The organism is Verrucomicrobiaceae bacterium, from assembly GCA_016713035.1.
Classification (GTDB): domain Bacteria; phylum Verrucomicrobiota; class Verrucomicrobiia; order Verrucomicrobiales; family Verrucomicrobiaceae; genus Prosthecobacter.
This window is the reverse complement of sequence record JADJPW010000003.1, coordinates 22,064-41,672: the sequence shown is the minus strand read 5'-3', so window position 1 is coordinate 41,672 and position 19,609 is coordinate 22,064. Positions and strand designations below refer to the sequence as shown.

Genomic DNA, 19,609 nt, shown 5'->3' with positions numbered 1-19,609 from the left:
TTCGAGCAGGTCCATCGCGGAGAAATCTCGCCGTCCGCGCCAAAATTCGCCCACAGCAGGCCTTTGCCCCGCGCAGAGGTCTCAGCTATGGCACGGCCCGCATGTATCGACTCGTCACCCTTCTGTCCTTCGCGTCCCTGCTGTCCCACAGCCACGCTCTGGACATCCACATCACTCCAGATCTCCCACCGCACGCCGCACTGAAAAAACTCCGTGAGGCACGCAAAGCCGGCGACACCTCTCCTGCGACGCTTTTCTTCCCCACAGGCACCACCGAGCTGCTCACACCACTCACACTCGAAGCGCAGGACACCGACATCACCTTCACCGGCACCCAAAGCACCCTCATCGGCGGCCCCAAAGTTACCGGCTGGGAAAAACATCAAGGCGAGATCGTCAAAGCCGATGTCTCCAAGCTCCTCCCGAAAGGCTTCCTGCCGAAACAACTGCTCTGCGAGGGCCAGCGCCAGATCCTCGCCCGTTACCCGAACTTCGACGCCAAGGACCCGCTTTACGGCGGCTGGGCCTTTGTCGCTGCTTTCCCACCCGCAGGTGCCCCCGAGGGCCATCTTTGGAAACGCACACTCTTTGTGAAGCCCCAGGACATCCGCACCTGGGCGCATCCCGAGGACGTGGAGCTCGACATCTTCGCCCAATACGGCTGGTGGAACTTCATCGAGCCCATCGCATCGCTCGATCCCGCCACGCGACTGCTCACGCTGAAAAAAGACTGCTCCTACGACCTCCACCCGCACAACCGCTACCACTTCCAAAACGCCCTCGAAGAGCTCGATGCCCCCGGCGAGTGGTTTTACGACAAGCACAGCGGCACGCTCTACTTCTGGCCGCCTGCTGATTCCGCTTCGCAAAGTAGCCCTCTCGCTCCGCGAGAGGAGCACAGCGCTTCCGCCAACATGGAAGCCGCTCCAACTTCCGACACTGCATCCGCGAACAACGCCACCAGCTCCTCTCGCGGAGCGAGAGGGCTACTATCCGTCCGCATCCCCCTCGCCGATCCCTTCTTCAAAATCAAAGGTGCGAAGCACATCACCCTCCGCGGTCTCACGCTCACCGGCACGCATGGCAGCGCCATCGTGTTCGAGCGGGCGGAGGACTGCCTCGTCGAAAAATGCGTCATCACCCAGGTCGGTGCCTTCCACGGCAGCGGCGTCGGCGTCAGCGATGGCAAAAACGTCCGCGTCTCGCACTGCGAGATCAGCTTCACCGGCAGCAATGGCGTCAGCCTCAGCGGAGGCGATCGCAAAACGCTCACTGGCCCCGGTCACGTCGTCGAGGACTGCCACATCCATCACATGGGTGTCTTCAATAAGAACGCCTGCGGTGTCGCCATGTATGGCGTGGACAACGCTGTGCGGCATTGCCACATCCACGACGGCCCGCGCATGGGCGTGCAGATGAGCGGTAACAACCTCCTCGTCGAATACAACCACCTCCATCACCTCTGCCTCGAAACTCAGGACGGCGGCGCGGTCTATACCGGCGGCCGCGATTGGATCAGCAGCCGTGGCAGCAAGTGGCGCTACAACTTGATCCACGATGTCATCGGCTGCGGCCAGGAGGCCGGCGGGCTGAAGCATCCGTGGTTCACCTTCGGCCTCTACCCGGACGACAACACCGGCGGCCTCGACATCATCGGCAACATCGTCTTCCGCGTCGCCCACACGCCCATCCACATGCACAACTCGCGGGATTGCCTCGTCGAAAACAACATCTTCGCCCTCGGCGGCAAGTTTCAGTTCGATCTGCACGGCTGGACCAAAGAGCAGCGCTTCTACACCAGCCACATCGACAGCATGATCCAAGGCTACGAATCCGTCGCTGGTCAGCTCGCCTGGGCCAGCATGCGCGGCATGGAACTGCATCCCAAAGACGCCATCCGCGACGACGGCACCATGATGAGCGGCAACCTCGTCCGGCGGAACATCATGTTCTCCGACCAGCCCGGCATCAAATACGGCGACCTCCGCCATGTGTCGCCCAAGTGGAACGTCATCGACCAAAACCTCGCGTGGGCAAACGGCCATCCCATCACCACCGGCATCAACAAAACCGGCCCCGACAAGCCCGGCCCGCCGCTCCTCAGCGAAACCTTCGACACCGCCGAGCCCGGCAAGGCCCCGAAAGGCTGGGGCTTCAACCATCGCCCCAACAAAGACGTGCAACTCGTCGTCGCCGATGGAGCGCTGCGCGTCGATTGCGCCCTCGGCAGCGATCCCGGCAATCCCAAAAGCGTCTTCCACGGCCCCGACGTGCCCATCAAGCCCGGCGCCGCCTACCGCGTGAAACTCCGCGTCAAATCCACCGAACCGACCGCCAAGCTCAGCCTCGCCTTCGCCTCCTTCAAAAACCGCGAAGGCTATTGGCAGGCAGGCAGCACCAGCCTCACCGCCACCAGTGAATGGACCGAAGTCGAAGCCACCGGCCGCATGCCACGCGAAAACGAAGCCGCCTGGAAACCCTGGATGACCCACTTCTGGCTCCGCATCGACTGCCACGAGCCGAAGGGCCAGGTCTTCATCGACAACGTCCGCCTCACCGAATGCGAACCCCTCGACGAATGGACCTCCTGGCAAGCCGAAGGCTGGGACAAACACAGCCTCATCGCCGATCCGATGTTCGTGCACTGGAAACACGATGATTTCCGCCTCCAACCCGACTCCCCCGCCTTCAAACTCGGCTTTGAAGCGATTCCGGTGGAGAAGATCGGCATCCGCAAGTGACGTAGCACGAGTTTTCCAACTCGTGCACCACGAACCTCACCGAGAGGAGCGCGGACACTCCTGTCCGCCTTTGCTCTTGGCGTTAGGAAGCGCCGCGTGCTATGTTCCGCCGATGACTGCAACTTACGACCATGTCCGCGAGGCTGTGCTGCACCTACCAAAGGGGGATCAGGCGCGTATTCTTGCAGTCGTGGCCATGGAGGTCACGGATGCGCATCCGGGCATCGACTTTCAGACCAACGTCTGCGGCGGCTCCGCCCGTGTCATCCGCACCCGCATCCCCGTCTGGCTGCTGGAATCGCTTCGTCGGCAGGGCAAAACCGATGGGGAACTCCTCGCCGCTTATCCCTCGCTGAACGCAGAAGACCTCGCCAACGCCTGGAACTACGCCCGGTCCCACCGCGACGAGATGGACCGCGAAATCGCCGCGAACGGTGACGAGTCATGAAGGCCCGCCTCTACTCCAACGAGAACTTCCCGCTGCCCGTCGTCCAAACACTGCGACAGCTTGGTCATGACGTCTTGACCACGCACGACACGGGCAAATCGAATGCAGGCATCCCCGACGACGAAGTCCTCCGCTTTGCCATCGAAGACGTCCGAGCCGTCCTCACCCACAACCGCCAGGACTTCATCGCCCTCCACCGCCAAAACCCCGACCACGCCGGAATCATCGTCTGCACCGACAATCCAGATTTCGCAGCCCTGGCAGAGAAGATTCATGCGCAGTTGGAAACGATGACCTCCCTGCAAGGCCAGCTCGTCCGCGTGAACCGGGGAGCATGAAGAACTGGCTCTCGCTCGAGGAATGGACCTCCTGGCAAGCCGAAGACTGAGACAAACACAGCCTCACGACTGGTCTTGTGTGCTTACTCTTTTGCATCCATACGTCTTAGTAACGTTCGCCTATGAAAACGCATCCTGTTCCAAAAAAACCAACTGTGTTTCTCAGCCATTCATCCAGCAATAGGCGTGAACTCGTGGCTCTAAAGCGGCTTTTGGATGAACGCGCAGGTGGCTTGATTGAGTTTTTCCTCTCATCTGATGACGAGAGTATCCCTCATGGAACAATCTGGCCGGAGGAAGTTAAAGCGGCATTGGATCGCATGACCTTGATGCTTGTGTTTATCTCGCCGAAAGCGCTTGAGTCAGGATGGACGTATTTCGAGGCTGGGTATGGTCTTCACAAACTGGATTCGGCCAATATATACTGCCTTCCAGGGTGCGAAAAAGCCAAGTTGCCAAGCCCTTTCAACCTGCTCCAAAATAGGAATCTGCACTCAGCGAAGGACGTCTCACTTCTGCTCCAAGGAATCAACTTTCGCCTTGGGGCGAAACTAAGAGAAGCGGTAACAAAGTCTGAGTTTGAGCAGATATTCAAAGCTAGAGAGCTTGGACAGGTCAGCCTTCGAGTCCCGTTGGACAAGCTAATTGAATCAGTCCGTATTGATGTCCAGGGACCCTCGAACAGTATGGAGTGTTTTTCGCAGGTATGTTCAGAACTAAATGTTCCAAACAGCCCAGCATCCATGGATGCCAACGATTTTGCTTCAAGGTTTGGGAATAGTCGGTGTTCGACAGGGGTGAGACTGCAAGTCAAAGACCCCACTAAAGATTACTGGTTTCGGGTTTTGGGCCAGTATGCCAGGGAGCAACCAATTACTCTGACGGAAACAGAATTGAAAGCAAAAGGCTTATGGATTTATGAACTATCAGAGTATGAATGGATGGATGCCAAGGGAGGTGCTGACGCTGAATTCAAGTCACTAAAAGAAATCAGAGCATACAACAAGCGTCTCGAAGAACGTGCGGAGGCCAGAAGGAAAGAGCTTTTGCAGCTTCAAGCAGGTCCAAGGCGCTGCGTTCTCATCATCTCGCCGCTCAATTTTGATCTGGCGCTTTCAATTGCTGATTCATGGCTAGCCAAATCCAAGGCTTCCGGCCCCATGAAAACAACAATTCATTTATCTAACAATGTAACTGTCGAGATGCGGACAGAGGTTCTTGCCGCAAAAATTCATGGCTCCGAAATCGGTGTGGGAGATGATGGCGCGTTAATTTGCAACAACGATATACGTTTGAGCATGTCGCAAAATGATGGCGACCATGTTGATGCATCTCGTCATTCCCTCACATTTGAGACCAGTGAGGTGAAGTCTATTTCAAGCTTCGGGATTGAGAACCTCGTCTCGAACCTTGCGGAATTGAAGGTGATTTCGGCCAAATCTGCCAGGAGTAAAAGCAAGAAGAGTGGCCTGCTCTGAGGCCTCAAGTTGATTTCGCAGATCATGAAATCACTCCCGGCCCGGTAGCACCACATCCTCGCGGATCGCACGCTGCCACGAGACGGGATCAGTGATGTCGCGATACGGATTCAGCTTCCGCACCGCTTCAAAAGCCGCCGCCCGCTTTGCCAGCATCTCCGGGGTGGCGGTGGGGATCACGCGCTTGGGCTTGGGTGAGGTGCCATTCGGCACCGAAAGGACGACATGCATGTGCCCCGGCTTCAGCCATTCCGGCAGAGGCGAGAGCAGCTTCAGGCTGCCATCGGCATGGACTTCGACATCGGTTTCCAAGGTGTGCATGGCGCGAGTGTAGGCCATTCCCCCGAAATCGTCCAGCCTGTGAATGGCGAGGCGTGAGGTCCTTCTTCGGCGGCCACGAGGCTTTCGGGTCATATTCTTGCTCCTGCTCCTGCTCTTGATCTTCATCTTGCTCTCTCTGAGTCAGAAAGATTGAAGATGAAGAGCAAGACGGGGCACGAAGGCCTCGAACCGCTGATTTGACGCTGATGAGACGCTAATCCCAATCCCCGTTCTGACATGAGCGTTGAATCAGCGTCTTATTAGCGGTTCCAAACGGCTCGAATGGCAGAATAGCCTTCCATTTGCCATTTCGGCGGAAATAGACATCCTTTCGGCCATGACTGCGGCGGATCTCACTCCCGATGCCCTGGCGAAGCTGGAGGCCAAGCTCATGGCGGACCTCGACATGGTGCGCAAGGTGCGAGCCCTGCTCACGGAGCACCAACTCGGCACCGGTAGCCCCGCTTCGGCGGCTCCGACAACGGTGGTGGCCGTGGCGGCTCCTGGGCCTGTCTTCAACGCGGCACCACCCGCCCGTCCAAGGGAAGAAGTGCTCAAGGAATGCCTCGCGGCGACGGCTGGAAAGCCCTTTGCGCCGCAGGACTTCGCCAAGTGTGTGAAAGACCTGACCCAGCAGCGGCCGGGAGACAAGGAGGTGAAGACCTTCCTCAGTCGCATGATCCGCCAAGGCTGCGCCGTGGTGCATGCGGTGCGGCGTGGGCGGCCCGGCAGTCTGTATCGCTCCCTGCTGCCGGTGCCGGAGAAGAAGGCGGCATCCGGGATCGAAGAGCCCACTGATGCAGCCAACAGCGAGGTCTCTGCTGGCTAACCCAACGCGATTTTCGGGCCGTAGAGGGCCTGGAGCGGCCTCAAAGACACCGAACAACCGGCGGTTTGCAGCGAGATGTGAGCTCAAAGCAAGCGATGATGCGGCTCAAAGCCTGCTCCCTGCGGGATCACATGGCCCGTGGCTTGAGGTCACAGAGACCGTTCATGGAGCTCAAAGAGGCCATTGTTTCAGCCAACATGCCCCATTCTTCCTGCCGTTTAATCCATTCTTTGACCCAGGAGAATGCATTAAACCTGCCGTTGAATGGATGATGTGGGGTGAAGGAATGCATTTAGGGCACCTCTGGATAGGGGTTGTTTCCTGGATTACGCAGTATTTACCCTAGGTAACTCGGTGTGGTCGCGGTGATTTCAAAGCACTGCCCTTGCTGATGTGAAGCCGCTATCAAGTTACATGCCGTTAATACTGTCCTCATTTCCATCCGTACACTTGCAGCATTTTGGTGCGTAAGCCCTGGGCCGAAGTGCGCACTCCGGCTAGCGACAGCGGTGTCGCGCCTAGGCTTGCCACGCGCACTCCACGACGCTGCCGCGTTCTTCGGGATGCGCCTGAGAGTGCTCTTGTCCTTCCTACCGTTCCCAGGTCCCGCAATCCCAGCAGGGTGATCAGCATATCCTCTGTGTACCAACTTCCCTGATGAACCGAAAAAGAGGACTGTTAACGCCAGACGGCGTCTTCCAGAGCCAGTTTCGCGTCCCCAGAGGCGGAGACCAAGATCTGCGAGGTCATTCCCTTTGCCCGTATGCGGAGAAGTGCAATGGGTGGAGGCATGTTGGGCTGTTCCTTGTTTACCTTTCGCCGTTGGCTCGTTCTTTTTTGGATGGGCGGATTTCTTTTGTCGTCCGCGTGCTTTGCGCTCACGGGGCTTTCGCTACAGCTCGTCTCGGAGCAGTCGGCGGTGGTGCCGGGGAAGCCTTTTACGGTGGGGCTGTGGGTGGATCATGATCGGGGCTGGCATACGTATTGGCGGCAGCCGGGTATCGTGGGGGTGCCGACTCAGTTGACGTGGTCGCTGCCGCGTGGCTGGAGGGCGGGGCCACTGGTGTTCCCAGAGCCGGAGCGGACGCTGATGTTTCAAATCAAGGCGCAGGGCTTTGACCGGGATGTGATGCTGCGGACGGAGATCACGCCGCCTGCGGATCAAAAGCCGGGGGAGCAGGTCACGCTGGCGGCTCAAGCGGTGTGGATGTGCTGTGGGAAGTCTTGTCATCCGGGCAGTGCGGAGCTGAAGCTCACGCTGCCGGTGGCGGAGACGGCGGTGGTGTTGGAGAAGTGGAGGCGCCTGCTGGATGCGGAGCGTGCCCGTGCCGAGAGGACGAGTACGGCCTGGACGGCGGCGGCGCAGGAGAAGGCTGACTCGATCACGCTGACGCTGAAGCCTGCCTCTGGCGCGGCTCGCGTGACGAGGCATCAGCGTGAGGCAGAGGAGATCATCGTTTTCACGGAGGATGGCTGGTTCGATAGCGATCAGCCACAGATCATCACGCGGCATGCAGATGGGGCATTGAGCATCCAGCTCAAGCGTGCGGAAACTTACCTGGGCGGTAAGCCGCCGAGGACGCTGCGCTGCATCCTGCGCTGTGAGAAGGGATGGGAGCAGGGGCAGGAGTGGAGCTGCCTACAGGTCGCACCACGGATCGAGCGGTGAGAGAGGGGTGTGTTACCGGCGCTTCTTTTTGCGTCCGGTGAGGATGGCGCGGGCTGTGTCCTCTTCGTCTAGGACGGTGGTGTATTTGTAGGTGAAGCCTTCGAGCTTTTTGCGCGGGATTTTCTGGCTGATGAGGCGCTCGATGCTGGCGACGTTCATGACTTCATCGGCGGCGAAGAGGGTGTAGGCATCGCCTTCTTTCTGGGCGCGGCCTGTGCGGCCGATGCGGTGCACGTAGTCCTCGCTGTCCTCTGGGACCATGTAGTTGATGACGTGTGTGACGTGGGTGATGTCGAGCCCACGGGCGGCGAGGTCGGTGGCGACGATGATTTCGAATTCGCCGTCGCGGAAGCCTTTGAGGGCTTTTTCACGGTCTTTTTGGCCGATGTCGCTGTGCATGACGGCGGCTTTGTAGGAGCCGGTTTGCTCGATGGCGCTGAAGAGCTGATCTGCCTGCGCTTTGGTGCGGGTGAAGATCATCATGCTGTTGAAGTGTGTCTGCTTCAGGATGGCGAGGAGTAGCTCCTGGCGCTGATCGCTGGCGACGGGATACATGTAATGGCTGACGGTCTCTGCGGCGGAGAAGCGGATGCCGACTTCGACGCTCTCGGGCTCCTTCAGGGCGAAGTCTGCGAGGCTCTTGATCTGCGGGGGCATGGTGGCGCTGAAAAAGAGTGTCTGGCGGGTCGCGGGGGTCTTTTCGATGATGCGGCGGACGTCGGGGAGGAATCCCATGTCGAGCATGCGGTCCACCTCGTCCAAAATGAGCACTTCGACGCCGCGGAGGTCGGCGATGCCTTCCTGCATGAAGTCGAGCAAGCGGCCGGGGGTGGCCACGACGATGTCCACGCCTTGCTGGAGGCCTTTGCGCTGCTTGTCATAGCCTACGCCACCATGGACGAGGAGGACGCGGAGGCCGGTGTGCTTGCCGTATTTTTCAAATTGCTCGACGACCTGGGCGGCGAGCTCGCGCACGGGCTCGAGGACGAGCACGCGGAAGCTGCCGGGGGCTCCGAGGCGGCTGATGGTGGGGAGGGCAAAGGCGGCGGTCTTTCCAGTGCCGGTCTGGGAGGCTCCGACGACGTCTTTGCCGGTCAGGATGATAGGAATAGCCTTTTCCTGGATGGTGGTGGGTTTTTCGTAGCCTGTCTCACGCACGGCGGCGAGCACGGAGGGGGCGAGGCCGAGGACCTCCCAGTTCGGCGGGTAGGGGCCTTCTGGAATGGGTGGGGGCGGGGGAGGGGGGACTGGGGCGTGGTTCTCGCGGGCGGGTTTTTCTGGGCGAGGGCCGCGTTTTTCTGGGCGGTCGCCGCTTCTTTCGCCGCGCTCACGTCTTTCGCCACCACGCTCGGGGCGGTCGCTGCGTGGGCCGCGTTCGCGTGGTGGACGGTCTTCGCGGTGCTCACGCTGCGGTGGGCGGTCGCCGCGTGGCTTGAGCTCGGGTTTGGGGGTGGTTTTGTGCCCGTGGTCGTCATGCGGGCGCTTGTGGGCGTGCAGCGTAGTCGGCTGGGGGTGTGATGGAGCGGGGGAGGAGGCTGTTTGGGAGCCTTTGCCGAGGCGCAACACCTTCTTCAGGCCAGATTTCAGGCGACTGATGATGGAGGGTTTTTTCGGCGGATGTTCGGTGCGGTTACGGGTGGTCACGAGAGGTGGTGTTGGCCTGAGGAGCAGGGTCTATCCGCCAGTTTGGGGGGGAATGCAATGACGCGGTGCTGAAGCTCTGATGGATGACGAGAAGGGCGGACAATGGCGGGGTGATAAATTATGGATATTACATTGATTTTACTCAATTAATTTGGCATGGTGAAGGAAATCGAAAGGATATGACTTGCCTGACCAAGACCTATTTAGCAAGCCTCGGCCCATTGGGTGCGCGGAGAGTGGTCTGTGTGCTCGTGGCGCTGTGGGGGCTGGGATTTGGGCACTTGGGTGCTGCTACGGTCAATTTCCATGATGTGCCCGGCAATGCATTGCTCCAGGCAGATGGCGTGTCGGCGCTGGATGACTCATTCCGCTTTGAGCTAGGGACTTTTAAGTCCAGCTTCGTCCCCACCGCTCAGAATATCCAGGACTGGGTCCTGAACTGGGAGCCTTTCTCCAGGGCAGAGGCACCGGCCTTTAACGGGTGGAATAGCTCAGTTTCGTATTTTGATAAAGATGCTGAGCTGCTGCCGGACGGCACGAGCGATCAGGGGCTATCGAGCGATGTCTTTGCGGCTGGTGATGCCGTGTATCTGTGGATTTATGATGTGATGACTCTCAATGGCGCCTTTGAGTGGGCACTGATCACCAATGACAGCTCCGATAGCAATGTGGCGAACAATTGGGTCATGCCTGATCCGAGTGAGACTTTTTCTACCGATTTTACCTTGGCTTCTGCGAGTAAGGCCATCTGGGGTGGGGTGAACAATGTGCAGGGTGCGGGAGATTTCGCCGCCCCGCTGACGATTTTTCACCTCCAGACACACACCGTGCCGGAGCCTGCGGGAGCCGTGCTGCTGCTGTCCGCTGCTGGTTGTGCGGTGATGCGGCGAAAACGCTGAAAAGAGTCGCTTTTCCATCCTTGCATCGCGTGAGCATCCGCGCCATCTCGGGCGAACCCGCACGTACCCGCCCGTGGCCCACTCTGAATCCTCACGCACCCTCGTCGCCATTCCTGCCCGCTGGGGCTCTACCCGCTTCCCAGGCAAGCCTCTGCACCTCATCGCCGGAAAACCGCTCGTCCAGCATGTCTGGGAGCGCTGCCAGGAGTGCCAGCAGATCGACGACGTGATCATCGCGACCGATGACGCCCGCATCGCCGAGGCAGCAGCCACCTTCGGAGCCAAAACGGTCCTCACCGACCCGAATCACCCTAGTGGCACCGATCGCATCGCCGAGGCCGCCGCATCCTTTCCCGACCACCGAGTCCTCATCAATGTACAGGGCGACGAGCCGCTCATTTCCCCCGCATTGATCGATGAGCTGGCCCGAACGCTGCGTGATGACCCCAGCGTAAAGATGATCACCGCCGCAGCTCCCATCCACGACGCCACCCAGATCGCTGATCCGAATATCGTCAAAGTCATCTTCGATACCCATGGCGACGCGCTCTACTTTAGCCGCAGTCCGCTGCCCTTTGTTAGGAATCCACAGGCCTGGCCGCGTAGCTACCGGCACCTCGGCATTTACGGCTTTCAGCGCAGCTTCCTCTTTCAGTTTGTGGCCTGGCCCCCGAGCCGTCTGGAGCAGACCGAGTCCCTCGAGCAGCTCCGTGCCCTCGAAAATGGTGCACGCATCCGTGTCGGCCTTACGGATGAACTCACCCCCGGTGTGGACACACCCGAGCAGGCAGAGGCCATCGAAAAGCATCTCCAAAAACATTCCTCTTGAACCTAGCGCATAGAACCGCGAACCGAGAACCATCATGAAATACATCTTCGTCACTGGCGGCGTCGTCAGCTCCCTCGGCAAAGGCCTTGCCGCATCCTCCCTCGGCACCCTACTCGAACTGCGTGGCCTGAAGGTCATCATGCAGAAGTTTGACCCCTATCTGAACATCGACCCCGGCACCATGAACCCCTACGAGCACGGCGAGGTGTATGTGCTCGATGACGGTGCTGAGACGGATCTCGATCTCGGTCACTACGAGCGCTTCACACACACCAATCTCTCCAAGCTCAACAACCTCACCTCCGGCCAGGTTTATCAGAGCGTGCTCGATAAAGAACGTGCAGGGAAATACCAAGGCCGCACCGTCCAGGTCATCCCCCACGTCACCAACGAGATCAAAGCCCGCATCCACGAAGTCACCGAGAAAATGCAGGGCGATGTCATCATCACCGAGATCGGAGGCACCGTCGGCGACATCGAGGGCCTGCCCTTCCTCGAAGCCATCCGTCAGTTTGGCCATGAGGTCGGCAAAGGAAACGTCCTCTTCATCCACGTCAGCCTCGTGCCGTATGTGAAAGCAGCCCAAGAGCTGAAAACCAAGCCTACTCAGCAATCCATCGCCAAGCTTCGGGAGATCGGGATCGCTCCGCACATCATCCTGTGCCGCACAGAGCACGCACTCGATCTCGATGTGCGTGAAAAGATTTCTCTATTCGGCAACGTGCCCATCGAAGCCGTAGGAGAGGTGCGAGACGTAAAAAACACCATCTATGAGGTGCCACTGAAGCTCCACGAAGAGCGGCTCGATAGCATGGTCTGCAAGCTCCTCGAACTTCAAACCCCCGAGCCCGATCTCACCCGCTGGCGCAGTTTTGTGCAGCGAGTCATCCACCCCACCCACCACGTCCGCATCGGCGTCGTCGGCAAATACATCGAGCTCCAAGACGCCTACAAATCCATCTACGAAGCCCTCACGCACTCTGGTGCCGCACACGACTGCAAAGTCGAAATCGTCCGCGTCGATGCAGAAAGCATCGAAAAAGCCGGCCCCGAGCTCTATTTGACCGGATTACAGGGCATCCTCATCCCCGGCGGCTTCGGCGACCGAGGCACCGAGGGCAAGATCACCGCCGCCAAATTCGCCCGCGAGCACGGCGTGCCCTATTTCGGCATCTGCCTAGGCATGCAGATCGCCGTCATCGAATTCGCCCGCAATGTCTGCGGCCTCAAAGGAGCAACCAGCACCGAATTCGACAAAGCCACCGCTCATCCCGTCATCAGCCTCATGGAAGAGCAAAAAAAAGTGAAGCAGCTCGGCGGCACCATGCGACTTGGCTCCTGGGTCACAGATTTGACACCCGGCAGCAAAGCCTACGAACTCTACCACAGCGCCACCATCACCGAGCGCCACAGGCATCGCTTTGAATTCAATAGCGACTACAAAGAACTCATGGAGTCCAAGGGAATGGTCATCTCCGGCACCAGCCCCAAAGGGGACTTGGCCGAGATCGTCGAATTGCCTGCACATCCCTACTTCGTCGCATGCCAGTTCCACCCCGAGTTCCTCAGCAAGCCGAACCACCCACATCCTCTCTTCCACGGCTTTGTCAAAGCAGCCATGAATCACCACGCTGTGCTAGAGCCTAGGTGTGCATGAGCAAAAAGGGGACTTCTCAGCCAGCGCTGACTTCTTGCTTGTCATTTTAGTACAAGAGTCGCTACAATCACCGCTTATCCGTCCTCTCTCCAAGCTCATGAAACGATTTTTCACCGCCGCTCTTCTTTTAATTGCCTGTCTCTCTACTGAGGTCATTGCAAAGGATGAGGAACTCCTCACGGCCATCCAAAAGCTCAAAGACGCCGGAAGCTACACCTGGCGCTGCGAACTGAACCTGACGCCAGGGCTCACCGCGCCAGCCATCATCGAAGGCAAATACAATGCCACCCAAGGTGTGTATGTGAAAGTGACCTCCGGCAAATACAGCGCCGAGCTGGCCATGCGCGGAAAATTAATCATCGCGAAAACAGACCAGGAATGGAAGCCTGTGAAGAAATTCACCCGTTCAGACATTGATCACAGCATGGTGCGTGCGCTGCGTGACATTGCCCCACCGCATCTGGAATTGCCAGCCGTGCAGGACACTTGGCGCACCTCGCGTAAAAACACACCGACACTCTTTGAAGGTCAAATGAACCTCGGAACAGCAAAGAAAATGATCTCCGCAGCGATCCAGCAGTCGGGAGCAATCCAGCTCGGTTCTCTCAATTGCGACATCTGCAAAGCGGCCATCACACTCGCAAATGGGCTGCCCGAACGCATAGTCCTGGAGGCGCAACTATCCGGGGGAGGGGGATTTCTCTCCAGAGGTACAAATGCCCGTTTAAGCCAGATGACACAGCTTTTAGACGTAGGCAGCACCACCATCCAATTGCCACCTGAGGCAGAGGCTGCTCTGGTGGCAGAAATGTTGAAGTGAACAAATTGACCAATTGACCGTAGATCGTCATCTTTCGGAGGAATGGTGAAAGAGACACCTGTACAAGTAGCTAAGTTGAGGTGTATCGAAGTGTATCAATAAAAGGACTGTCCTTTTATAACTATCTACTTGCCACCCCAAACTCCCTGCTTACCTCCCCCGCATGCGCCAAGCCCGCCTCAAGGCTCCCTCTCACTTCCCCGTCGCTTACTACCACTGTGTCTCCCGCGTCGTCGATCGACGCTTCGTGATCCTTGAAGAGGAGCGTGAGCAGTTTGTGCACTTCTTGCGCATGTATGAAACTCTCTGCCAAGTCCGCGTCGTCACCTTTTGTGTGCTCTCGAACCACTTCCATGTCATCGTCGAGGTGCCGCGCAGACCTGATACGCCGCCGACCGATGACGAGGTGCTCCGTATTGTGCGCAGGGCCTTCGGGAAGAATGTAGCGGGGCAGATCCAGGCTGAGATCGATCATTATCGCAAAATCAAAGCGCATGACGCTGCCAATGCGATCCTGGATGGCTTTCGCGAGCGGATGTGGGACATCTCTGCCTATATGAAGTCCCTGAAGCAGCGCTTCACCCCGTGGTTCAATAAAAAGCACCAGCGCAAAGGCACGTTGTGGGAGGAGCGGTATAAGAGCACCCTCATCGAGGGTGGTGGCGATGCCCTAGCGATGTGCGCGGCGTATGTGGATCTCAATCCAGTCAGGGCAAAGCTAGTGAGCGACCCCAAGGACTACCGGTGGTGTGGCTACGCACAGGCCGTTGGAGGCAGCATAACAGCCCGCCAGGGCTGGAAGTCGCCGTGCGAGCACGGTTGAGAGAGAGCCTCCGCCATGGCAGCAGCGCAGAGCTGCTAGAGCGCTATCGAGTGATGCTCTTCACCTGGGGCACTGCGGTCAAAACGAACGCCGATGGCACGTCACGCGGCAGCATCAGTGAAGCAGCGCGTGAACGCGTGGAGAAAGACAAGGGGCGACTTGCGGTAGTGGAGGCACTGATGTGCCGAGTGAGGTATTTCACCGATGGAGCCGTATTGGGGACGCGTGAGTTTGTGAACGCGATGTTTAAGGCGCAACGGCGTCGCTATGGGTCAAAGCGGCAGGATGGAGCACGGCGCATGCACAGGATCGACCACGGTGGAGACGCAGAAATATGCTCCATGCGTGATTTGAAGGTGGATGTCGTAACAATGTCGGGTGCTGAGGATTGATGAGCTCTTAAGTTTTTCCGCAAAAAACGCCGCCTGTCTCCAGGCGGCGTTTTCGTGGACGTTTAGTGCTTTTGTCTTACTTCGTGGGCACGGTCGCGATGGTCTTGAGGACGCGGGACGCGATCTGGTAAGGGTTGCCCTGGGAGTTCGGACGGCGATCTTCCAGGTAGCCTTTCCAGCCATTGTTCTTGAAGCTGTGTGGCACGCGGATGGATGCACCGCGGTCGGCCACGCCCCAGGAGAACTTGTCGATGCTCTGGGTCTCATGCAGGCCAGTGAGGCGCATGTGATTGTCTGGACCATAGACGGCGATATGTTCTTCTTTGTATTTATCAAAGGCAGACATGAGGGCGAGGAAGTAGGGCTCACCACCGACTTCACGCATGTGTTTGGTAGAGAAGTTGCAGTGCATGCCGGAGCCGTTCCAGTCGGTGGCACCGAGGGGCTTGCAGTGATACTCTACGTCGATGGCGTATTTTTCGCAAAGGCGGTTGAGGATGTAGCGAGCGACCCAAACTTGGTCAGCGCAGGTCTTGGAGCCTTTGCCGAAGATTTGGAATTCCCACTGACCTTTAGCCACTTCTGCGTTGATGCCTTCGTGATTGATGCCTGCTGCGAGGCAGATTTCGAGGTGCTCCTCGACGATCTGACGGGCAATGTCACCGACGTTTTTGTAACCGACGCCTGTGTAATAAGGGCCTTGTGGGGCAGGGTAGCCATTCTCAGGGAAGCCGAGGGGGCGACCATCTTGGTAGAGGAAGTACTCTTGCTCGAAGCCGAACCAGGCATCTGGGTCGTCGAGGATGGTGGCACGGTCGTTCGAGGCATGTGGGGTGCCGTCGGCGTTATAGACTTCGCACATGACGAGGACGCCATTGTTGCGAGTGCTGTCTGGGTAAACAGCTACGGGTTTGAGGACGCAGTCGGAGGAGCCGCCAGGAGCCTGCTGGGTGGAGGAGCCGTCAAAGCCCCAGTCGGGCAGTTGCTCGAGCTTCGGGAAGCTGTCGAAGTCCTTGAGCTGCGTCTTGCTGCGGAGGTTGCGGACGGGCTGATAGCCGTCCAACCAGATGTATTCGAGTTTGTATTTGGCCATGGTTGAGGATGTGGTTGGTAAGTGCTTCGCTGTAGGGGTGGAAATGACACCCTTGAGGCTTTGGCGAGCGCCCATAGGAGCAAGCCCTGTGCCAGATGCGAGGCGATTTTCCCCATTTTTTGAACCGTTATTTCAGGGAGCTGAAATGACCTCTTTCGGGCTCCTCCCCCCCATTCTCATTCACTTCCCCCACACTCTCCCGGCTTGCGCGGGACGCTGCCCAGTCTCAGGATACACGCCCGCATGAAAACCACCCCCGCCACCTTCGCTGATCTGCAATCCTCCGTCATCGCCGTGCCGCCCCTGTGCCGGAACCGCGACCTCAGCCTCAGCAAAGCACGGAATAACAAACTCATCCGCCACATGCACCAAGGCGGTATCCGTACCTTGCTTTATGGTGGCAATGCGAACCTCTACAACATCTCCGTCAGCGAGTATGCGGTGCTGCTAAAGATGCTCGTGGATATCGCGCCAGATGACATGTGGGTCGTGCCCTCTGTGGGCCCCATGTATGGCACCGCGATGGACCAGGCTCGTATCCTGCGTGAGCACGCCTTTCCTACCGCCATGCTGCTGCCTACGCTCTTCCCATCGAAGCCAGCGGGTGTCGCTACGGCGGTTCGTCACTTTGTCGAAAAATCAGGCATCCCTGCCGTGCTCTACATTAAAGACCCCAACTATGTCACACCGGAGATCGCGGCAGAGCTCGTCAATGATGGGCTCATCTCCTGGATTAAATACGCCATCGTGGTCGAGGACCCGAAGAAGGACCCATGGCTAAAAAAACTGGTCAAAATCGTCGATCCACGCCTCATCGTCAGTGGCATCGGTGAACAGCCCGCCATCACCCACATGCGTGACTTTGGCGTCGCTGGCTTTACTGCGGGCTGTGTATGCGTAGCCCCCAAGCGTTCCACCGCGATGCTCAAAGCCATCCTGGCCAAAGACTGGGCCACTGCCGAGGGGATCCGCAAGGAATTCACCGCTCTAGAAGACCTGCGCAATGCCCATAGCCCGATCCTCGTGCTGCATCATGCCGTGGAGCTCTCTGGCGTGGCAGAAACAGGCCCCGTGCTCCCACTGCTCACCGAGCTACCGGCCAAACTCCTCCCAAAAATCGAAAAAGCGGCCAAAGCCCTACTTGCGAAGAATGTTTGAGGCTGTGGAGTTCTGATTGCCCACCGCTCGCTTATTTGACCCGCAAAGACTGTATCTCCAAAGAAGTTCATCGAGCCATTCCAGGGCTTTGTAATGCCCTGGGCTGCTTCTTGACCAGACACTTCACCGCTCTTCACTCCGGCCCCTTTCCATGACCCTCCACTTCACCAAAATGAACGGCGCGGGCAATGACTTCGTCATGCTCGACAATCGTGACCTGAGCCTCTCACTCACGAAAGACCAAATCGAAAAGCTCTGTGACCGCCACCGTGGTATCGGCGCAGACGGACTGCTCTGTGTAGAGCCTGCCACCAGCGGCGGCGACTTTAAAATGCGCTACTACAACGCCGATGGCGGCGAGGCCGAAATGTGCGGTAACGGTGCCCGCTGCTTTGGTCGTTTTGTGAACCACCTACACGGCGACAAGCTCGTCAAAATCCAGTTTGAGACGCTCGCTGGCATGATCAGCGCCGAATTCGAGGCTGATCAGGTTCGTATCAACATGAGTGCCCCGCACAGCCTGAAACTGGCTCAGAGCCTGCCCGTCGCCGATCAGCAGCTCATCGTGCATAGTGTCAATACTGGCGTGCCGCATGCCGTCGTGATGGTCGAGGATCTTACCACCGTCCCTGTGCGTGAATGGGGTGCCAGTCTGCGCTATCATGAGGCTTTTAAACCCAAAGGCACCAATGCGAACTTCGCCAAAGTGCTCGCCCCAGGCAGCATCGCCATCCGCACCTACGAGCGCGGAGTCGAGGACGAGACGCTGGCCTGCGGCACCGGAATGGTCGCCTGTGCACTGATTCATCATGAACTCACCGGTGCCCCGAGCCCCGTGAGCGTGCTGGTCAAAGGCGGCGATACGCTCAAAGTCGGCTTTGAGGAGACCGCGAAGGGTGAATACACCAATGTGACGCTGTTTGGCCCGGCAGACTTTGTTTTTAGAGGGAGCGTCTCGATTTGATCGAGAGTTCTCGAGTACTGAAAATTGGAAAATGAGAACTGAAAACTGAAAATTGTTTATGAGTGCGACGAAGTCATCGCTGGTACTTGCGGAAGCCATGGAAGAGCGGTTTTTGGAGTTCGCTGCCCGAATCTGTGTTTTGGTGGAGTCGTTGCCGGATACCAAGACAGGGCGGCATATTTCTGGGCAACTGATTCGCTGCGGCACGTCACCTGCGCCGAATTATGCGGAAGCCTGCGCCGCCGAGAGCCGAAATGACTTCACTCACAAGCTGGGCATTGTTTTGAAGGAACTGCGTGAAACGCGCATCTGGCTGAAACTCACTTCCAAAACCGGCACGATGAAGAAAAGTAGGCTAAGTCCGCTCATCGACGAATGCAGCGAGCTCATGAACATCATCGGTGCCTCCATCGTCACCGCCAAATCAAACGCTCCAGCTCGAAAAGTCCGCTAATCGCCGCACCATCCGCCGATACAATTTTCAGTTTTCAGTTTCCAATTCTCAATTTTCAGTCCCAAAGACACTCCAACCACCCACCGCCCCTCCATGTTCGCCGGAACTCACACCGCCATTGTCACCCCTTTCAAAAACGGCCAGCTCGATGAAGTCGCGCTCAAACGCATCGTCGATCTGCAATTTGACGGTGGCGTGACCGGCATCGTGCCATGTGGCACCACTGGCGAGTCGCCCACTCTCGACTACGATGAGCACGAGCGCGTCATCCAGCTCGCCGTCGAGTATGCGAAGGGGCGTGGCGTCGTCATGGCCGGCACCGGATCGAATTCCACTCGCGAAGCCGTCGAGCTCACTCAAGAGGCCGAAAAAGCCGGAGCCACTGCCATCCTCCAGGTCGCTCCCTACTACAACAAACCCACCCCAGAGGGCCTATACCAGCATTTCAAAGCCGTCGCAGAGTCCACCAAGCTGCCCATCATGCTTTACAGCATCCCTGGGCGTTGCGGCATCGAGATCGGGCTCGATGTGCTAGTGCGCCTCGCGGAAAATTGCCCGAACATCTGCGCCATCAAAGAAGCTGGCGGCAATCCAGAGCGTGTGAACCAGATGAAGCAGGTGCTGCCCGCCAGCTTTGAGATCCTCAGTGGTGATGACAGTCTCACACTGCCCTTTATGGCCGTGGGTGCCGTCGGCGTCGTGAGCGTCGCCTCGAACATCATTCCAGGCCCCATCAGCCAGATGGTGCAGCATGCGCTAAAAGGCGATTACGCCTCTGCTCAGGCCCTGCATCACCGCTATTACCCACTGCTGGCCGCTTTCCTGAAACTCAGCACCAATCCCATCCCGATCAAAACCGCCATGGCCCTCGCAGGACATTGCAGTGGAGAACTGCGCCTCCCTATGACTGGCATGGAGCAGCCTAAAGTGGACGAACTCGCCGCCACGCTTCGCAAGCTGGGGATCATCGGGTAAAATGGCAACATCGCGCAACAGCGCGACAGAATGGTAGTAACGCGGAGAGAACTTATGATCAAATCTCCCGCTACAAA

The 19,609-nt window shown here is 58.2% G+C and carries 19 protein-coding genes; 16 read left to right on the top strand and 3 right to left on the bottom strand.

Annotated elements, in window-relative coordinates; genetic code table 11:
• Positions 1-101 precede the first annotated feature (101 nt).
• The 4 genes from IPK32_11365 (at position 102) to IPK32_11350 (ending at position 5,005) form a co-directional block, all read left to right on the top strand.
• Positions 102-2,741, top strand: coding sequence for a right-handed parallel beta-helix repeat-containing protein (locus IPK32_11365; GenBank protein ID MBK8092549.1), 2,640 nt, complete (start codon positions 102-104; stop codon positions 2,739-2,741).
• A gap of 112 nt (positions 2,742-2,853) precedes the next feature.
• On the top strand, positions 2,854-3,189 hold the full coding sequence (locus tag IPK32_11360) for a DUF433 domain-containing protein (protein ID MBK8092548.1): 336 nt from the start codon (positions 2,854-2,856) through the stop codon (positions 3,187-3,189).
• Positions 3,186-3,527: a DUF5615 family PIN-like protein gene (locus IPK32_11355; protein MBK8092547.1), complete on the top strand. Its 342-nt coding sequence runs from the start codon at positions 3,186-3,188 to the stop codon at positions 3,525-3,527. The genes IPK32_11360 and IPK32_11355 overlap by 4 nt, the downstream gene beginning before the upstream one ends.
• Before the next feature lie 122 nt (positions 3,528-3,649).
• Positions 3,650-5,005 carry a toll/interleukin-1 receptor domain-containing protein gene (locus tag IPK32_11350; GenBank protein ID MBK8092546.1) on the top strand — a complete coding sequence of 452 codons (1,356 nt, stop codon included), beginning with the start codon at positions 3,650-3,652 and terminating at the stop codon, positions 5,003-5,005.
• Between the two features lie 30 nt (positions 5,006-5,035).
• Here the strand turns inward: IPK32_11350 and IPK32_11345 are convergent, their stop codons facing one another.
• Entirely contained in the window at positions 5,036-5,344 is a 309-nt protein-coding gene (locus tag IPK32_11345) for a hypothetical protein (GenBank protein MBK8092545.1), read from the bottom strand.
• Between the two features lie 319 nt (positions 5,345-5,663).
• Between IPK32_11345 and IPK32_11340 the strand changes: the two genes are divergently transcribed.
• Complete coding sequence (locus IPK32_11340; protein ID MBK8092544.1) at positions 5,664-6,155, top strand: hypothetical protein; 492 nt, start codon at positions 5,664-5,666, stop codon at positions 6,153-6,155.
• 856 nt (positions 6,156-7,011) lie between these two features.
• A complete protein-coding gene (locus IPK32_11335; protein MBK8092543.1) occupies positions 7,012-7,824 on the top strand; it encodes a hypothetical protein in 813 nt (270 codons plus the stop codon).
• A 12-nt stretch (positions 7,825-7,836) separates the two neighbouring features.
• Here the strand turns inward: IPK32_11335 and IPK32_11330 are convergent, their stop codons facing one another.
• A complete protein-coding gene (locus tag IPK32_11330; GenBank protein MBK8092542.1) occupies positions 7,837-9,048 on the bottom strand; it encodes a DEAD/DEAH box helicase in 1,212 nt (403 codons plus the stop codon).
• 599 nt (positions 9,049-9,647) lie between these two features.
• On the opposite strand from IPK32_11330, the gene IPK32_11325 reads away from it, so the two are divergent.
• The 6 genes from IPK32_11325 (at position 9,648) to IPK32_11300 (ending at position 14,888) form a co-directional block, all read left to right on the top strand.
• Positions 9,648-10,367: a PEP-CTERM sorting domain-containing protein gene (locus tag IPK32_11325; GenBank protein ID MBK8092541.1), complete on the top strand. Its 720-nt coding sequence runs from the start codon at positions 9,648-9,650 to the stop codon at positions 10,365-10,367.
• 73 nt (positions 10,368-10,440) lie between these two features.
• On the top strand, positions 10,441-11,196 hold the full coding sequence (gene kdsB / locus IPK32_11320; GenBank protein ID MBK8092540.1) for a 3-deoxy-manno-octulosonate cytidylyltransferase: 756 nt from the start codon (positions 10,441-10,443) through the stop codon (positions 11,194-11,196).
• A 31-nt stretch (positions 11,197-11,227) separates the two neighbouring features.
• The gene (locus IPK32_11315; protein ID MBK8092539.1) at positions 11,228-12,853 is read left to right on the top strand and encodes a CTP synthase; all 1,626 of its coding nucleotides are present in this window, start codon (positions 11,228-11,230) and stop codon (positions 12,851-12,853) included.
• A 97-nt stretch (positions 12,854-12,950) separates the two neighbouring features.
• On the top strand, positions 12,951-13,673 hold the full coding sequence (locus IPK32_11310; GenBank protein MBK8092538.1) for a hypothetical protein: 723 nt from the start codon (positions 12,951-12,953) through the stop codon (positions 13,671-13,673).
• Positions 13,674-13,836: 163 nt separating this feature from the next.
• Positions 13,837-14,496 (top strand): transposase, encoded by a 660-nt coding sequence (locus tag IPK32_11305; protein ID MBK8092537.1) that lies wholly within the window; start codon positions 13,837-13,839, stop codon positions 14,494-14,496.
• Entirely contained in the window at positions 14,493-14,888 is a 396-nt protein-coding gene (locus tag IPK32_11300; protein MBK8092536.1) for a hypothetical protein, read from the top strand. Before IPK32_11305 ends, IPK32_11300 begins: the two co-directional genes overlap by 4 nt.
• 76 nt (positions 14,889-14,964) lie before the next feature.
• On the opposite strand, the gene IPK32_11295 is transcribed toward IPK32_11300, so the two are convergent.
• On the bottom strand, positions 14,965-15,981 hold the full coding sequence (locus IPK32_11295; protein MBK8092535.1) for a glutamine synthetase beta-grasp domain-containing protein: 1,017 nt from the start codon (positions 15,979-15,981) through the stop codon (positions 14,965-14,967).
• A gap of 243 nt (positions 15,982-16,224) precedes the next feature.
• Here IPK32_11295 and IPK32_11290 point away from each other — a divergent pair, with 243 nt between their 5' ends.
• The 4 genes from IPK32_11290 (at position 16,225) to IPK32_11275 (ending at position 19,532) form a co-directional block, all read left to right on the top strand.
• Positions 16,225-17,139, top strand: a complete 915-nt coding sequence (locus IPK32_11290) for a dihydrodipicolinate synthase family protein (protein ID MBK8092534.1) — start codon at positions 16,225-16,227, stop codon at positions 17,137-17,139.
• Between the two features lie 151 nt (positions 17,140-17,290).
• Positions 17,291-18,103, top strand: coding sequence for a diaminopimelate epimerase (locus tag IPK32_11285; protein MBK8092533.1), 813 nt, complete (start codon positions 17,291-17,293; stop codon positions 18,101-18,103).
• A gap of 58 nt (positions 18,104-18,161) precedes the next feature.
• Positions 18,162-18,557, top strand: coding sequence for a four helix bundle protein (locus IPK32_11280; GenBank protein ID MBK8092532.1), 396 nt, complete (start codon positions 18,162-18,164; stop codon positions 18,555-18,557).
• Positions 18,558-18,650: 93 nt separating this feature from the next.
• A complete protein-coding gene (locus IPK32_11275) occupies positions 18,651-19,532 on the top strand; it encodes a 4-hydroxy-tetrahydrodipicolinate synthase (protein ID MBK8092531.1) in 882 nt (293 codons plus the stop codon).
• The last annotated feature ends 77 nt before the right edge of the window (positions 19,533-19,609 follow it).

Excerpts from the sequence above, each read along its gene's own strand:
- IPK32_11325 (MBK8092541.1), top strand. The coding sequence starts at position 9,648 with ATGACTTGCCTGACCAAGACCTATTTAGCAAGCCTCGGCCCATTGGGT.
- IPK32_11345 (MBK8092545.1), bottom strand. The coding sequence starts at position 5,344 with ATGGCCTACACTCGCGCCATGCACACCTTGGAAACCGATGTCGAAGTC.
- IPK32_11360 (MBK8092548.1), top strand. The coding sequence starts at position 2,854 with ATGACTGCAACTTACGACCATGTCCGCGAGGCTGTGCTGCACCTACCA.
- IPK32_11285 (MBK8092533.1), top strand. The coding sequence starts at position 17,291 with ATGACCCTCCACTTCACCAAAATGAACGGCGCGGGCAATGACTTCGTC.
- IPK32_11305 (MBK8092537.1), top strand. The coding sequence starts at position 13,837 with ATGCGCCAAGCCCGCCTCAAGGCTCCCTCTCACTTCCCCGTCGCTTAC.
- IPK32_11280 (MBK8092532.1), top strand. The coding sequence starts at position 18,162 with ATGAGTGCGACGAAGTCATCGCTGGTACTTGCGGAAGCCATGGAAGAG.
- IPK32_11365 (MBK8092549.1), top strand. The coding sequence starts at position 102 with ATGTATCGACTCGTCACCCTTCTGTCCTTCGCGTCCCTGCTGTCCCAC.
- IPK32_11290 (MBK8092534.1), top strand. The coding sequence starts at position 16,225 with ATGAAAACCACCCCCGCCACCTTCGCTGATCTGCAATCCTCCGTCATC.
- IPK32_11275 (MBK8092531.1), top strand. The coding sequence starts at position 18,651 with ATGTTCGCCGGAACTCACACCGCCATTGTCACCCCTTTCAAAAACGGC.
- IPK32_11350 (MBK8092546.1), top strand. The coding sequence starts at position 3,650 with ATGAAAACGCATCCTGTTCCAAAAAAACCAACTGTGTTTCTCAGCCAT.
- IPK32_11355 (MBK8092547.1), top strand. The coding sequence starts at position 3,186 with ATGAAGGCCCGCCTCTACTCCAACGAGAACTTCCCGCTGCCCGTCGTC.
- IPK32_11310 (MBK8092538.1), top strand. The coding sequence starts at position 12,951 with ATGAAACGATTTTTCACCGCCGCTCTTCTTTTAATTGCCTGTCTCTCT.
- IPK32_11340 (MBK8092544.1), top strand. The coding sequence starts at position 5,664 with ATGACTGCGGCGGATCTCACTCCCGATGCCCTGGCGAAGCTGGAGGCC.
- IPK32_11295 (MBK8092535.1), bottom strand. The coding sequence starts at position 15,981 with ATGGCCAAATACAAACTCGAATACATCTGGTTGGACGGCTATCAGCCC.